Consider the following 13,056-nt stretch of genomic DNA (forward strand, 5'->3'; position numbering starts at 1 on the left):
CGGCGGAGCGGCTCAGGCCGCCTTGGCTATCGCACGGGCACCGCCATCGAGAGGCAGATGGACCATGACGATGGTCCCGGCGCCGATCGTCGAGCGCAGCCGCAGCGAGCCGCCATGCAGCTCGGTGAGGGAGCGGGCGATGGCGAGCCCGAGGCCCGAACCCTGGTAGCTGCGGGTGAGGTCGCCCTCGACCTGCTCGAAGGGGCGGCCGATGCGGTCGATCTTGTCGCGCGGGATGCCGATGCCGCTGTCCTCGACGAAGATGTTGATCGCGCCGGGCACCGGGCGGATGCGGACCGCGATCTGGCCCTCCTGCGGCGTGAACTTGACGGCGTTGTCGAGCAGGTTGCCGAGGATCTGGTAGAGCGCGTGCGGATCCGCCTCAAGATGCGCGTCGCGGGCGCCCTCGACGGTGAGCGTGAGCCCCTTGCGGTCGATCTCGTCCTGAACCTCCCGAACCGCCTCGTCGATGACGAGCCCGATCGCGACGTCCGATTTCTCGAGGCTGACCTTGCCGGATTCCAGGCGGGCCATGTTCAGGATGTCGTTGATGAAGCGCAGGAGATACTCGCCGCTCGAATGGATATCGCGGACATAGTCGGCGTATTTCTCGCCCAGCGGTCCGAAGATGTTGCTCTGCATGACGTCGGAGAAGCCGATGATGGCGTTCAGCGGCGTGCGCAGCTCATGGCTCATATTGGCGAGGAACTCGGATTTGGCGCGGTTGGCGCTTTCCGCCGCGGCTTTCTGTTCGAGATAGCGCTCCGCCATGTCGGCGAGCTGCTGGGCCTGCATTTCGAGCTTCTGGCGCGAGGCCTTGAGGTCGGTGACGTGCATCAGGAGCTGATGCTCCGATTGGGTCAGCCGCTCTTCTTGCTGCTTCAGCTTGGTGATGTCTGTGCCGACCGAGACCGAGCCGCCATCCTTGGTGCGCCGGCCGTTGATCTGCAGCCAGCGCCCGTCCGAGAGGCGCGCCTCATAGGAGGAGGAGCCGTCGGCGCCGCGCAGCGAGCGCAGCGGTTCCTGGTCGATGGTGGGCTGGGCGCTCGAGCGCATGATCTCGTCATGGCGGACGCCGGCCACGGCGAGTTCCGGCGGCAGCTTGTGGAGCTGCTGGTACTTGGCGTTGCAGAGCACGAGGCGGTTGTCGGCATCCCACAGCACGAAGGCCTCGGAGATGGCCTCGACCGCGTCGCGCAGGCGGGCATCGGCGGTGGCCGTGCGTTCGGCCATGCGGCGCTGCTCGGAAATGTCCACCACGATGCCGACGAGGTGCTTGGCGTTGGTGCGGCGGTCGGTGACAAGCTCGGCGCGCGCCTTCAGCCAGATCCAATTGCCGGCGCTGTCGCGGACGCGGAACTCCTGGTCGAGATGGCTCGCCTCGCCGCGGCTGATCGCGTCGGCCAGCGCGTAGAGATCGACATCCTCATGGTGGATGAAGCCGCTCACCTCGCCGAAGGACATGTATTGTCCCGTGCGGGCATAGCCGAGCATGGCGTACATCGAGTCCGACCAGTAGATCCGGCCGCGGGCGAGATCCCAGTCCCACAGCCCGCAATGACCGCGGTTCAGCGCGGTGTCGATGCGCTCGCGGATGCAGTCGCAATCCTCGTCGGCGGCGCGCGCCCGGCGCGACTGGACGATGAAGCCGATGGTGATGGCGGTCAGCACGATGCCGGCTGTAGCGAAGAGAAGGGCGAGCCCGCTGCGGCGCTGCTGCCAGATCGACAGCACGCGCGAGACCGGGTGCAGCACCGCGACCTGGCCCAGCGGAGAGGCGAGGTTGCGCACGGCAGCGATGGCCTCGACGCCGTCCGGAAGGGTGATGCGCATCACGCCGGCGCGGTCGCCGAAGGCGGTGAGCGGCTGGGTCGGCCCGAGAAAATCGACGAGGGTGCGGCGGGTCTGGCCAATCGCGGGTTCGCTGGCGACGACATGGCCGTCCTCGGCGCTGACATGGACGATGCGGCCATGGGCAGCGAGATGGCGCGAGGCGAGGGAGGAGAGCACCATCCCCGGCGCCAGTCCTCGCTGCGAGGCGTTGTCGAGCTCACGCGCGAGCAGGGCCGAGACGAGATCCATGTCGCCGGCCGCATCAGTGAGCGCATCCTCGCGCATCGCGGTGGTCTGGATCGCGGCGCCGGTGGCGAGAAGGATGATGAAGAGCGCGACCAGGCTGGGAATGACGGTTCGGATGGTCGGCTCGAGACTCTCGAAACGCTGGTAGAGCGGATGTGTCAGTGATCGAGCGACACCCAGAATCGACTCTGCGCGCACAGATGCGCAGCCCGCGTTGGCACGCGTCATGCCCCGTCCCCCTTCGGATACTTTACCGACAGTAGATCGGGAGACGTGCCGCATCCCCGCGAATCACGTTCAGTTGAATCCGAGTGAGTCGGTTTGTCTAGCCTTGAGTTGAATCGATTGCGTCGAATTCGCCTTGGGGTTGTGGCGTTTAACCGATTGAATCCTGCGCGCGTAATGAAGCGTTAATCTTTTCGACAGGTCGCCGTTAACCTCTTCAGGCGAGGGTCCGTTCGGCGATGTCGGCGACATCGCGGGACAGATTCGGGGTCGCCGCCACCTGGGCGAGCCGCCCCTGCGCCAGCGTCCTGCGGCCCGGCTCGAGCATGCGCCAGCTCTTGAACGATGACAGCAGCCGGGAGGCGACCTGCGGGTTGGTCCGGTCGAGCGCGATCACCATCTCGGCCACGAAGGCATAGCCGGTGCCGTCGGTGCGGTTGAACTGGGTCAGGTTGGCCGCGAAGCCGCCGATCAGCGCCCGGATGCGGTTCGGGTTGCCCATCGAGAACGCCGGGTGCTGCATCAGCTCCCGGACGCGATCCAGCGTCGAGGCTTCGGGGATCAGCGCCTGGGCCATCAGCCACTTGTCGAGGACGAGCGGTTCCGCTGCGTAGGTCTTGGCGAAGCGGGCGATGAGCGCCTCGCGAGCCTCGCCGGGAACGAGCGTCATCGCCGCCAGCGCGGCCAGCCGGTCTGTCAGGTTGTCGCCGGCGGCGAACTGTGCCTCGCAGAGGCGGGCGCCCTCCTGCGGCGAGGCGAGCGCGATCAGGCCCAGCGCCTCGTTGCGCAGCGCACGGCGCCCGGCGGAGGCCGCATCGGGGCTGTACGGCGCCGACCCGCCGAGCTTTTCGCGCAGCTCGAGCAGTTGCGGTCCGAGCCGCAGGCCGATTTCGGTCGAGAGCGCGCGGTGGGCCGCCTGGATCGCGTCGGGATCCACGTCCCGGCCGATCTCGCGCGCGACGTCTCCCATTGCCGGCAGGCGCAGGACCTGGGCGGCGAAGGCCGGGTCCGCGGGCGCCTGGTCGCGCAGGAAGTCGCTGAGTCCCTCCGCCAGCGCCCGCCCCGTGGCGCGCAGGGCCTCGAGCTGGGCGGGCTCGCGTCCGGCTTCGACGAGCGCCCGCATGGCCACCGTCTGCCAAGCCTGCCAGCGGTTGAACGGGTCGCTGTCGGACGAGAACAGCCGCAGCAGATCGCCATCCGCGAGGTCGAGCTCGAGCCTCACCGGCGCCGAGAAGCCGCGCAGCAGGGAGGGGATCGGCGGCTCGCCCACGTCGCTGAAGGTCACCGATAGCGAAGGCTGGTCGAGCACGATCAGCCCGGCGCCGGCATAGGCCGGCGAGTCCGTGGCCAGCGGCAGGTCGCCGCTGCGCCCGACCAAGCCGAGCGCGACCGGGAGGACGACGGGCTGTTTTTCCGGCTGGCCGGGCGTCGGCGCCGTCTTCTGGGCGAGATCGAGCGTGTAGCTGCGCGCCGCCGCGTCATAGCGGCCCGACGCCACGATCGTCGGCGTGCCGGCCTGCTCGTACCAGCGCGCAAAATGCGTCAGGTCGCGGCCGGAGGTCTCGGCGAAGCAGGCGAGAAAATCCTCGATCGTCGCGGCGGTGCCGTCGCAGCGCTCGAAATAGAGGTCCATGCCGGCGCGGAAGGCGGCTTCGCCCACCAGAAGCTTGAGCATGCGGATCACCTCCGCGCCCTTCTCATAGACCGTCGGCGTGTAGAAGTTGTTGATTTCCTTGTAGGCGCGCGGCCGCACCGGATGCGCCAGCGGCCCGGCATCCTCCGAGAACTGCGTCGTGCGCAGCGTCCTGACATCGGCGATGCGCTTCACCGCTCGGGAACGCTCGTCGGCTGAGAACTCCTGGTCGCGGAAGACCGTGAGGCCCTCCTTCAGGCAGAGCTGGAACCAGTCCCGGCAGGTGATGCGGTTGCCGGTCCAGTTGTGGAAGTACTCATGCGCGATGATCGCCTCGATCGAGGCATAGTCTCCGTCGGTCGCCGTCAGCGGATCGGCCAGGACGTATTTGTCGTTGAAGATGTTGAGGCCCTTGTTCTCCATCGCGCCCATGTTGAAATCCGACACGGCGACGACGTTGAACACGTCGAGATCGTAATTGCGGCCGAAGACGCGCTCGTCCCAGCGCATGCAGCGCACCAGGCAGTCCATCGCCCAGCCGGCCCGGTCGGCCTTGCCGGGTTCGACATAGACGGCGAGGTCCACGCTGCGCCCCTCGGCGGTCACATAGGTCTGGCGGAGCACGTCGAGCGCCCCGCCGACCAGGGCGAAGAGATAGGCGGGTTTGGGGTGAGGGTCGTGCCAGACGGCGAAATGCCGCTCGCCGCCCGGCACGTCGCCCGCGGCGACGAGATTGCCGTTGGAAAGCAGCACCGGGGCGATCAGCTTCTTCGCCTCCAGCCGCACCGTGTAGACCGACATCACGTCCGGCCGGTCGAGGAAGTAGCTGATCCGGCGAAAGCCGTCCGCCTCGCACTGCGTGCAGTAGACATGCGAGGAGAGATAGAGCCCCATCAGCTTGGTGTTGGCGGAGGGGTCGACCTCGGTGTCGATCATCAGCGTGAAGCGCCGCGCCGGTGGGGCGTGCAGCGTCAGCTGCTGCGGGCTGGCGCTGTAGGCGGTCTCGTCGATCAGAAGCCCGTCGAGCCGCAGCGCCACCAGCTTGAGCTCGTCGCCGTCGAGAACGAGCGGCGCACCCGGCCGCCCGGCCGGGTTCGGCCGCAGACCGAGCTGCGAGCGGATGCGCGTCTTCGTCGGATGCAGGCTGATGTCGAGATCGACCGTGTCGATCAGCCAGTCGGACGGGCGATAGTCCTCGAGACGGATCAGGGGCGTGTCTTCGGAGCGCATGAGAAACTCGGGCAGGCGGCGTTTCGGATCATCCGGCGCGCCGGATCGCTGGAAGGGTCTCTAACCCGCCGGCCCTGCGGCCGGAAGGGTGGGCCGCGTCGTCGGGCCGCAACTCTGCGGGATCGCGCCTGTGTCTAGCTTGCGGGCCCGGCAATGGCGGGTTCGGCATGGCTGACGAGCCGGCAGACCTGCGGCCGCGCGATCCTGACCGCGCGCTCGATCTGGTCGACGGCGGCATGGACCGAGGCGACGTCGAGCGCTGGGTCGACGCGGCAATGGTAGTTCACGACAAGGCCGTTCAAGGTCTGGCGAACCCTGACATTGTGGATGTCGTGAATCGGCCCCTTCAGCGTCGCGCTCTCGGTGGCCAGCGCCTTGCCGATGTCCTCGACGGTGTCCCAGGCCGCGTCATGGCCGGCCGGGGCGCCGGTCTCCATCGGCTCGATATGGGTTTCGACCTCGGTCTCGCCGCCGAACTCGTCCCGGATCGCCGCCTCCAGCCGCGTCGCGATCTCATGCGCCTCGCCCAGCGTCAGGCGCGCCTCGACCTCCATGTCGAGGCTGACCGAGAGCCGCTGCCCGATCGTGTGCACCGAGACGTGGTGCACCGGGATCTTCAGCTTGAGCGCGATCAGCAGCACGCGCTCCAGCGCGGTCTCGTCGTCGACCTGAACCGGGTCGGTCGTGACCGCGATCGCGGCGCCGGGTTCGATCCGCTCGAACTCCGCCGTCAGCGCCTCGCGGATCGCCGCCACCCGCTCCAGCGGCAGCGTGCGCGAGACGGTGATGCCGATCTCGCCATGGATGCGCCCGCCCGTCGGGCGGACCTTGAGCCAGTTGACGCCGACCACGCCGGGCACGCCCTCGGCGCCCTCGCGCAGGCGTTCGCTCACCCCCTTGGGCGCCGCGTCGAGCAGGGTGTCGATGGTCCGCCGCCCCAGCCGGTAGGCCGACAGCGCGGTGAAGGCCGCGATCGCGAAGGCGGCGATGGTGTCGGCCCGGGCGACGCCGTACCAGACGCCGACGAGGCCGGCCAGCACGAGGGCCGAGCCGACGAAATCGGCGGAGAAATGCGTCGCCTCGGCGGCGAGCGCCTCGCTGCCGGTCTCCTTCGCGACTTTCGTCAGCGAACGCCAGCGGATCGCGTCCACCACCATCGAGAGCAGCATGATGCCGATCACGATGGGCGTCACCGAGACGGTCTCGATCAGCCCCGTCCAGAGCCGGTTGCCGGCTTCCCAGAGGATCGCGCCCGCCAGCGTGAACAGGATCGCGGTCTCGACGAGCGCCGCCAGCGCCTCGACCTTGCCATGGCCGTAATGGTGCTCGTCATCGGCCGGCTTGTCCGAGACGCGCACGGCAAACCACGTGAACAGCGTCGAGCCGACATCGATCAGCCCCTGGAGCGCGTCTGTCAGCAGGGCGAGCGAGCCCGACAGGATCGCGCCGACGATCTTGGCGCCGGTGAGCAGCAGCGTCGCCATCACCGAGAGGATCGCGGCGCGCTGCTTGATCTGCGCCATCTGGGCGGCGCTGGCGCGGGCAGGCGTGCCCTCCAGACCGTCTTGCGTTGAGCTCATGGCCTGTCCTGCCGGCTGCGTCTTGGAACTGTGTTCACGAGCGGCGATGCTTTCGCCCGATTCAACGGTAGGATCAACCCGACACCATTCGGTGAACGCCGCCAGGATGCGCCCGCCGGAATCGTCGGGCCGAAGAGGAAACGGACGAAAACGATGCGCTATCTCCACACCATGGTCCGCGTGACCGATCTCGACGCCTCGCTGGATTTCTATGTGAACAAGTTCGGCCTGGTCGAGACCCGCCGGATCGAGAACGAGAAGGGCCGCTTCACTCTGGTCTTTCTGGCCGCGCCCGACGAGGTCGAGACCGTTCGCCAGCAGGGCAGCCGCGGCCGCCCGACGCTGGAGCTGACCTATAACTGGGACCCCGAGACCTACACCGGCGGGCGCAATTTCGGCCATCTCGCTTACGAGGTCGACGACATCTACGCCACCTGCGACAAGCTGATGAAGGCCGGCGTCACCATCAACCGCCCGCCGCGCGACGGAAACATGGCCTTCGTCCGCTCGCCCGACAACATCTCGATCGAACTGCTCCAGAAGGGCGACCCGAAACCCCCGGCCGAGCCGTGGGCGAGCATGCCGAACACCGGCGTGTGGTGAAGGCGGCGGAACTGAGTTGAAGCAGGCGGATCTCCCTGATATCTTCGGTTGATATCAGGGAGGCTATCATGGGCATTCTCGTTCGCGACGCGAAGATCGATCGCATGGTCCGCGAACTGGCAGAGCGGGACGGGATCACCTTGCAGGCAGCTATCGGGCTAGCCGTAGAGCGCGAACTCGCGCGACGGGAAGAACGACGCAGGCGCGTTGATGCGGCCTTCGCGCGCATCCACGAGCGTTTCGCCGACCATCCCGTCATCGATGACGGCATGACGCATAAGGAGTTTTTCGACCGCGAGTCGGGCGAAATCTGAATGTTTCTTGACGCATCCGTACTCGTTGCGGCTATGGCTGGTGAGGTCGAGGCGCCTGCGATACGCGTCGCCATCGTCGAAAGCGAGAAACTCGCCTCTTCGCCGCTCGCGGTGTTCGAGGCGTCCTGTCGGATTGCCAAGCTTCGCAGGATCTCGATCGATGAGGCCTACTCTGCGACGATGGAGTTCCTGACGATGACCGGAGCTCAATTGCAGGCTATCGACGCGGAGACCGGCCGCGCAGCTCATACATGCGCGGCCCGCTATCATCTGCTGACCGGCCATCCCGCCCGCCTGAACATGGGCGATTGCTTCGCCTATGCGGCCGCACGCGCCTCGGGACTGAAGCTCGCCTACAAGGGCAACGACTTTCTCCATACCGATATCGACGGGGTCCGTTTCGGCCCCGAAGCTGAGCCGCCGCGCGCATGACCGGCGTCTTCTGTCTCGGCATCTCGACGCTGGACTATGTCTACAGCGTCGAGACCCTCCCCACCCGCGGCGAAAAATACCGCTCCAAGGCCCTCGCCGTCGTCGGTGGCGGCTGCGCCGGCAACGCATCGGTCGCGATCGCCAGGCTCGGCGGTCGCTGCTGGCTGGCGACGCGCCTCGCGGACGATCTGGCCGGTGACGCGATCGTGGCCGATCTGGCGCGTGAAGGCGTCGATACGACCTTCGCCCGCCGCGTGGCCGGCCTGCGCTCGCCCGTCTCGGCGATTCTCGTCGATGCGCAGGGCGAGCGGATGGTGATCTCTTACTCCGACCCCGAGATGCCGGAACAGACGGACTGGCTCCCGGCCACCTTGCCGGACGGGGCGCGGGCCGTGCTCGCCGACACGCGCTGGGGCGAGGGCGCGCTCGCGGCGCTGCGGCTCGCACGCGCGGCGGGCGTGCCCGGCGTGCTCGACGGCGACCGAAGGCCGCCCCATCCCGATCTGGTCGCGACCGCGAGCCATGTTGCCTTCAGTGCCCAGGCCCTGGCCGAACTCTCCGGCGAGGAGGACCCGCGCGCCGGTCTCGCCCGGATCGCGCGCGAGGGGCCGACCTGGCTGGCGGTCACGCTCGGCAAGGACGGGGTGCTCTTCGTCGAGGATGGCACGATCGCTCATCTGCCGGCCTTCGCGGTCGAGGCCGTCGACACGCTCGGCGCCGGCGATGTCTGGCACGGCGCCTTCGCGCTCGGCCTCGCAGAGGGGCAGGGGGAGCGTGCGGCGATCCGTTTCGCCTCGGCGGCGGCGGCGATCAAATGCACGCGTTTCGGCGGCCGGGCCGGTGCCCCGCAGCGCACGGAGATCGAGGCCTTTCTCGCGGCGCGCGGCTGACCATCGGCTAGCCGCGATTGCCCATCATTTGGGCAGCGTCCGCCGGTGAGGCCCTTGCCGGAAATCGGCGCGCGCGGAAGATTGCAGCGTCGTTCGACTCCGCCAGCCCGATCCGGGACCTTTCATGTTTGCGCCGCCCGTACCGGCCGCCTCCGAGCCCGTGCTGCCAGCCTATGTCCGCGCTGCGGGCGGGGTGGCGCTGCGCTTCGGCCGCGTCGGCAGCCGGACGCACAGATTGGATCTGTTGGAGTCCGGCGGCTACCGCGCCCGTTTCCCCACCACCTTCGACGCGACCAGCGAGGCCGTGCTGATCAACACCGGCGGCGGCATGGCCGGCGGCGACGCGATGAGCGTGACGGTCGATCTCGGTCCCGGAAGCGAGGCGGTCGTTACCACCCAGGCCGCCGAGAAGATCTACCGCAGCCAGGGTGCCGATACCCGGATCGAGACCGGGCTGACGGTGGCCGCCGGGGCCTCGCTCTGCTGGGTGCCCCAGGAGAGCATCCTGTTCTCTGGCGCGCGCCTCAACCGGCGCCTCGCCGTCGATCTCGCCGCCGATGCAAGGCTCGTCGCCTGCGAGAGCGTGTTCTTCGGCCGCAGCGCCATGGGTGAAAGCGTCGCGCGCGGGGCGCTCCGCGATCGCTGGCGCATCCGCCGGGAGGGGAAGCTCGTCTTCGCCGAGGATGTCCGGCTCGAGGGCGCGATCGCGCAGACGCTGGGGCGCTCGGCGATCGGCGCCGGCGCCCGCGCCGTCGCGACGATCCTCATTGCCGGTGGCGATCTCGCCGACAGGCTGGAGCAGGTCCGCGCACTCGCCGAAGAGGCCCAGTCCGCCGCGGTCGAACTCGGCGCCGGCCTCGTTTCGGATCTTCTGATCGTCCGCCTTCTCTCTCCCGATGCCCAGGCCCTGCGTCGCGTGCTCGTCACGCTGCTCGGGCATCTGACCGGCCGTGCGCTGCCGCGCACTTGGTCAACTTGAGGAGAGCATCATGCTGGCGATCCAGGGTCTGAAATGCATTTACGACACCGGAGCGCGGGGCTGGGCGATCGAACTGGCGCTGAGCGGCGAGGGCGAGGAGGCTGTGCGCCGCTTCGACGTCGACGGGCCCGATGACGCCGAGATGCTGATCGAGGCCTTCGAGGAATCGACCGCGAGCGCGTTCGATCCGGCGACGGGCGAGATCGTCTTCGCCTACGAATATGCCGATTTCGGCGTCGAGGACGAAGACGAAGAGGAATCGGACGACGAGGACGGCGAGGACGAGGGTCCGGACGCCGCCGACGAGGACGAAGAGAAGGGCAAGTCATGAATCTGACGCCGCGCGAAAAGGACAAGTTGCTCGTCGCCATGGCCGCCATGGTCGCGCGACGCAGGCTCGAGCGCGGCGTCAAGCTGAACTATCCCGAGGCCGTCGCGCTGATCACCGACTTCGTGGTCGAGGGCGCGCGCGACGGCCGTTCCGTCGCCGATCTGATGCAGGCGGGAGCGCAGGTGCTGTCGGCCGATCAGGTGATGGACGGCGTGGCCGAACTCATCCACGACGTGCAGATCGAGGCGACCTTCCCGGACGGCACCAAGCTCGTCACCGTGCATGAGCCGATCCGCGGCTCCGCCGGGCGCCTCAGGCCCGGCGAGGTGACGACGCTGCCGGGCGACCTCGTCATGAACGAGGGCCGCGAGAGCCTGATCCTCACCGTCTCCAACACCGGCGACCGGCCGATCCAGATCGGCTCGCATTATCATTTCTTCGAGGCCAATCCGGCGCTGTCCTTCGAGCGCGACAAGGCGAGGGGCTTCCGGCTCGACATCCCGGCCGGCACCGCCGTGCGCTTCGAGCCGGGCCAGACCCGCGAGGTCCGGCTCGTGGCGCTCGCCGGCAAGCGCGAGGTCTATGGCTTCCGTCAGGACGTGATGGGCAAGCTCTGAGCTGCCTCCGGCCCCGATCCGCTTCGAGGAGACGCGTTCATGCCCTTCAACTTCCCCCGCAACGCCTATGCCGCGATGTTCGGCCCCACCACCGGCGACACGGTGCGCCTCGGCGACACCGATCTCGTCATCAAGGTCGAGAAGGACTTCACCACCTATGGCGAGGAGGTGAAGTTCGGCGGCGGCAAGGTCATCCGCGACGGCATGGGCCAGAGCCAGGTCCGCAATGCCGACGGCGCCGTCGACACCGTCATCACCAACGCGCTGATCCTCGACCACTGGGGCATCGTGAAGGCTGACATCGGCATCCGCGCCGGGCGGATCTGCGCCATCGGCAAGGCCGGCAACCCCGACATCCAGAGCGGCTTCGGCAATTTCGATCCCGAAGAGACGATCATCGTCGGCCCCGGCACCGAGGTCATCGCGGGCGAGGGCAAGATCGTCACGGCCGGCGGCTTCGACAGCCATATCCACTACATCTGCCCGCAGCAGATCGAGGATGCGCTGATGAGCGGGCTCACCACCATGCTCGGCGGCGGCACCGGCCCGGCCCATGGCACGCTGGCGACGACCTGCACGCCCGGCCCCTGGCATCTCGGCCAGATGATCAAGGCCGCCGACGCCTTCCCGATGAACCTCGCCTTCGCCGGCAAGGGCAATGCCGCGCTGCCCGGCGCCTTGATCGAGATGGTCGAGGCCGGCGCCTGCGCGATGAAGCTGCACGAGGACTGGGGCACGACGCCCGCCGCGATCGACAACTGCCTCTCCGTCGCCGACGACTACGACGTGCAGGTGATGATCCACACCGACACGCTGAACGAGAGCGGCTTCGTCGAGGACACGATCGCCGCCTTCAAGGGCCGCACCATCCACGCCTTCCACACGGAAGGGGCGGGTGGCGGCCACGCACCCGACATCATGAAGGTCGCAGGCCTGCCCAACGTCCTGCCGTCATCGACCAATCCGACGCGGCCCTTCACCGTCAACACGCTCGACGAGCATCTCGACATGCTGATGGTCTGCCATCACCTGTCGCCGTCGATCCCGGAGGATCTCGCCTTCGCCGAGAGCCGCATCCGCAAGGAGACGATCGCTGCCGAGGACATCCTGCACGATCTCGGCGCGCTCTCGATGATGTCGTCGGACAGCCAGGCCATGGGCCGCGTCGGCGAGGTCATCACCCGCACCTGGCAGACCGCCCACAAGATGAAGCTCCAGCGCGGCACGCTGGCGCAGGATGTCGGCACCGGCGCCGACAATTTCCGCGCCAAGCGCTATGTCGCGAAATACACGATCAACCCGGCCATTGCCCATGGCATCTCGCGCCATATCGGCTCGATCGAGATCGGCAAGCTCGCCGACATCGTCGTCTGGTCGCCGGCCTTCTTCGGCGCCAAGCCGGATCTGATCCTCAAGGGCGGGATGATCGCAGCCGCCCCGATGGGCGACCCCAACGCCTCGATCCCGACGCCGCAGCCGGTGCATTACCGCCCGATGTTCGGCGCCTTCGGCAAGGCGGTGACCTCGACCTCGCTGGTCTTCGTCTCGCAGGCCGCGATGGCCAACGGCCTGCGCAACCGGCTTGGCACCGAGAAGGAGATGGTCGCGGTCGAGAACGTGCGCGGCGGCATTTCCAAGAAGAGCATGATCCACAACGACGCCACGCCCGACATCCGGATCGATCCGGAGACCTACGCGGTCGTCGCCGACGGCGAACTGCTCGTCTGCGAACCCGCTAAGGAACTGCCGCTGGCGCAGCGCTATTTCCTGTTCTGACGCGCCGGATCGCGGCGCGGAACAGCCCACGCAGCCTTGGCGTTTGTCTCCCATCAGGACAGGGAGGTTCGCCATGGCCACAGACACGGGTCCCGAGGGACAGCAGCCTGAAGCACTCGCCACCTTCGCTGCGAGCGCGCGCAACGACGCTAGCAAGCCCCCGGCGATCGGATTGACCGCGACGCCGGAAACCGAACCGCTCGCCATCGCGCCGGAGGCGAAGGCCGATGCCGCGACGAAGGTGCTGCGCGAAGGCGTTCTCGACCGGGATCAGGGGGCAGACGAGGCGGTCGACGCCCTCCCGGACCGCACGCGCGACAGCTGACCGCCGTGATTGACAGCCACGCCGCGTCCGTTCTCTAGTCAG

General features: G+C 68.1%; 12 protein-coding genes. 9 read left to right on the forward strand and 3 right to left on the reverse strand.

Annotation, left to right across the window (positions count from 1 at the left end; all coding sequences use genetic code 11):
* Positions 1-12 precede the first annotated feature (12 nt).
* The 3 genes from ACFPN9_RS18370 to ACFPN9_RS18380 all read right to left on the reverse strand — a co-directional run bounded on the left by ACFPN9_RS18370 (position 13) and on the right by ACFPN9_RS18380 (position 6,747).
* Entirely contained in the window at positions 13-2,307 is a 2,295-nt protein-coding gene (locus ACFPN9_RS18370; protein WP_377817413.1) for a PAS domain-containing sensor histidine kinase, read from the reverse strand.
* A gap of 214 nt (positions 2,308-2,521) precedes the next feature.
* Positions 2,522-5,167, reverse strand: a complete 2,646-nt coding sequence (gene pepN, locus ACFPN9_RS18375) for an aminopeptidase N (protein WP_066725960.1) — start codon at positions 5,165-5,167, stop codon at positions 2,522-2,524.
* Positions 5,168-5,301: 134 nt separating this feature from the next.
* Positions 5,302-6,747 (reverse strand): cation diffusion facilitator family transporter, encoded by a 1,446-nt coding sequence (locus ACFPN9_RS18380; protein WP_377817415.1) that lies wholly within the window; start codon positions 6,745-6,747, stop codon positions 5,302-5,304.
* Between the two features lie 153 nt (positions 6,748-6,900).
* Between ACFPN9_RS18380 and ACFPN9_RS18385 the strand changes: the two genes are divergently transcribed.
* The 9 genes from ACFPN9_RS18385 to ACFPN9_RS18425 all read left to right on the forward strand — a co-directional run bounded on the left by ACFPN9_RS18385 (position 6,901) and on the right by ACFPN9_RS18425 (position 13,014).
* Entirely contained in the window at positions 6,901-7,350 is a 450-nt protein-coding gene (locus ACFPN9_RS18385) for a VOC family protein (protein ID WP_066725966.1), read from the forward strand.
* A 68-nt stretch (positions 7,351-7,418) separates the two neighbouring features.
* On the forward strand, positions 7,419-7,664 hold the full coding sequence (locus ACFPN9_RS18390) for a type II toxin-antitoxin system VapB family antitoxin (RefSeq protein ID WP_066725969.1): 246 nt from the start codon (positions 7,419-7,421) through the stop codon (positions 7,662-7,664).
* Positions 7,665-8,096 carry a type II toxin-antitoxin system VapC family toxin gene (locus ACFPN9_RS18395; protein WP_082732829.1) on the forward strand — a complete coding sequence of 144 codons (432 nt, stop codon included), beginning with the start codon at positions 7,665-7,667 and terminating at the stop codon, positions 8,094-8,096.
* Positions 8,093-8,986 (forward strand): PfkB family carbohydrate kinase, encoded by an 894-nt coding sequence (locus tag ACFPN9_RS18400; RefSeq protein ID WP_066725975.1) that lies wholly within the window; start codon positions 8,093-8,095, stop codon positions 8,984-8,986. The genes ACFPN9_RS18395 and ACFPN9_RS18400 overlap by 4 nt, the downstream gene beginning before the upstream one ends.
* A 124-nt stretch (positions 8,987-9,110) precedes the next feature.
* Positions 9,111-9,965 (forward strand): urease accessory protein UreD, encoded by an 855-nt coding sequence (locus ACFPN9_RS18405; protein WP_066725978.1) that lies wholly within the window; start codon positions 9,111-9,113, stop codon positions 9,963-9,965.
* A gap of 10 nt (positions 9,966-9,975) precedes the next feature.
* Complete coding sequence (locus ACFPN9_RS18410; protein WP_066725980.1) at positions 9,976-10,296, forward strand: hypothetical protein; 321 nt, start codon at positions 9,976-9,978, stop codon at positions 10,294-10,296.
* Positions 10,293-10,913, forward strand: a complete 621-nt coding sequence (locus ACFPN9_RS18415) for an urease subunit gamma (RefSeq protein WP_066725983.1) — start codon at positions 10,293-10,295, stop codon at positions 10,911-10,913. Before ACFPN9_RS18410 ends, ACFPN9_RS18415 begins: the two co-directional genes overlap by 4 nt.
* 39 nt (positions 10,914-10,952) lie before the next feature.
* On the forward strand, positions 10,953-12,689 hold the full coding sequence (ureC, locus tag ACFPN9_RS18420; RefSeq protein ID WP_066725985.1) for an urease subunit alpha: 1,737 nt from the start codon (positions 10,953-10,955) through the stop codon (positions 12,687-12,689).
* A gap of 73 nt (positions 12,690-12,762) precedes the next feature.
* A complete protein-coding gene (locus ACFPN9_RS18425) occupies positions 12,763-13,014 on the forward strand; it encodes a hypothetical protein (protein ID WP_066725988.1) in 252 nt (83 codons plus the stop codon).
* The last annotated feature ends 42 nt before the right edge of the window (positions 13,015-13,056 follow it).

The organism is Allobosea massiliensis (assembly GCF_042655245.1).
GTDB lineage: Bacteria > Pseudomonadota > Alphaproteobacteria > Rhizobiales > Beijerinckiaceae > Allobosea > Allobosea massiliensis.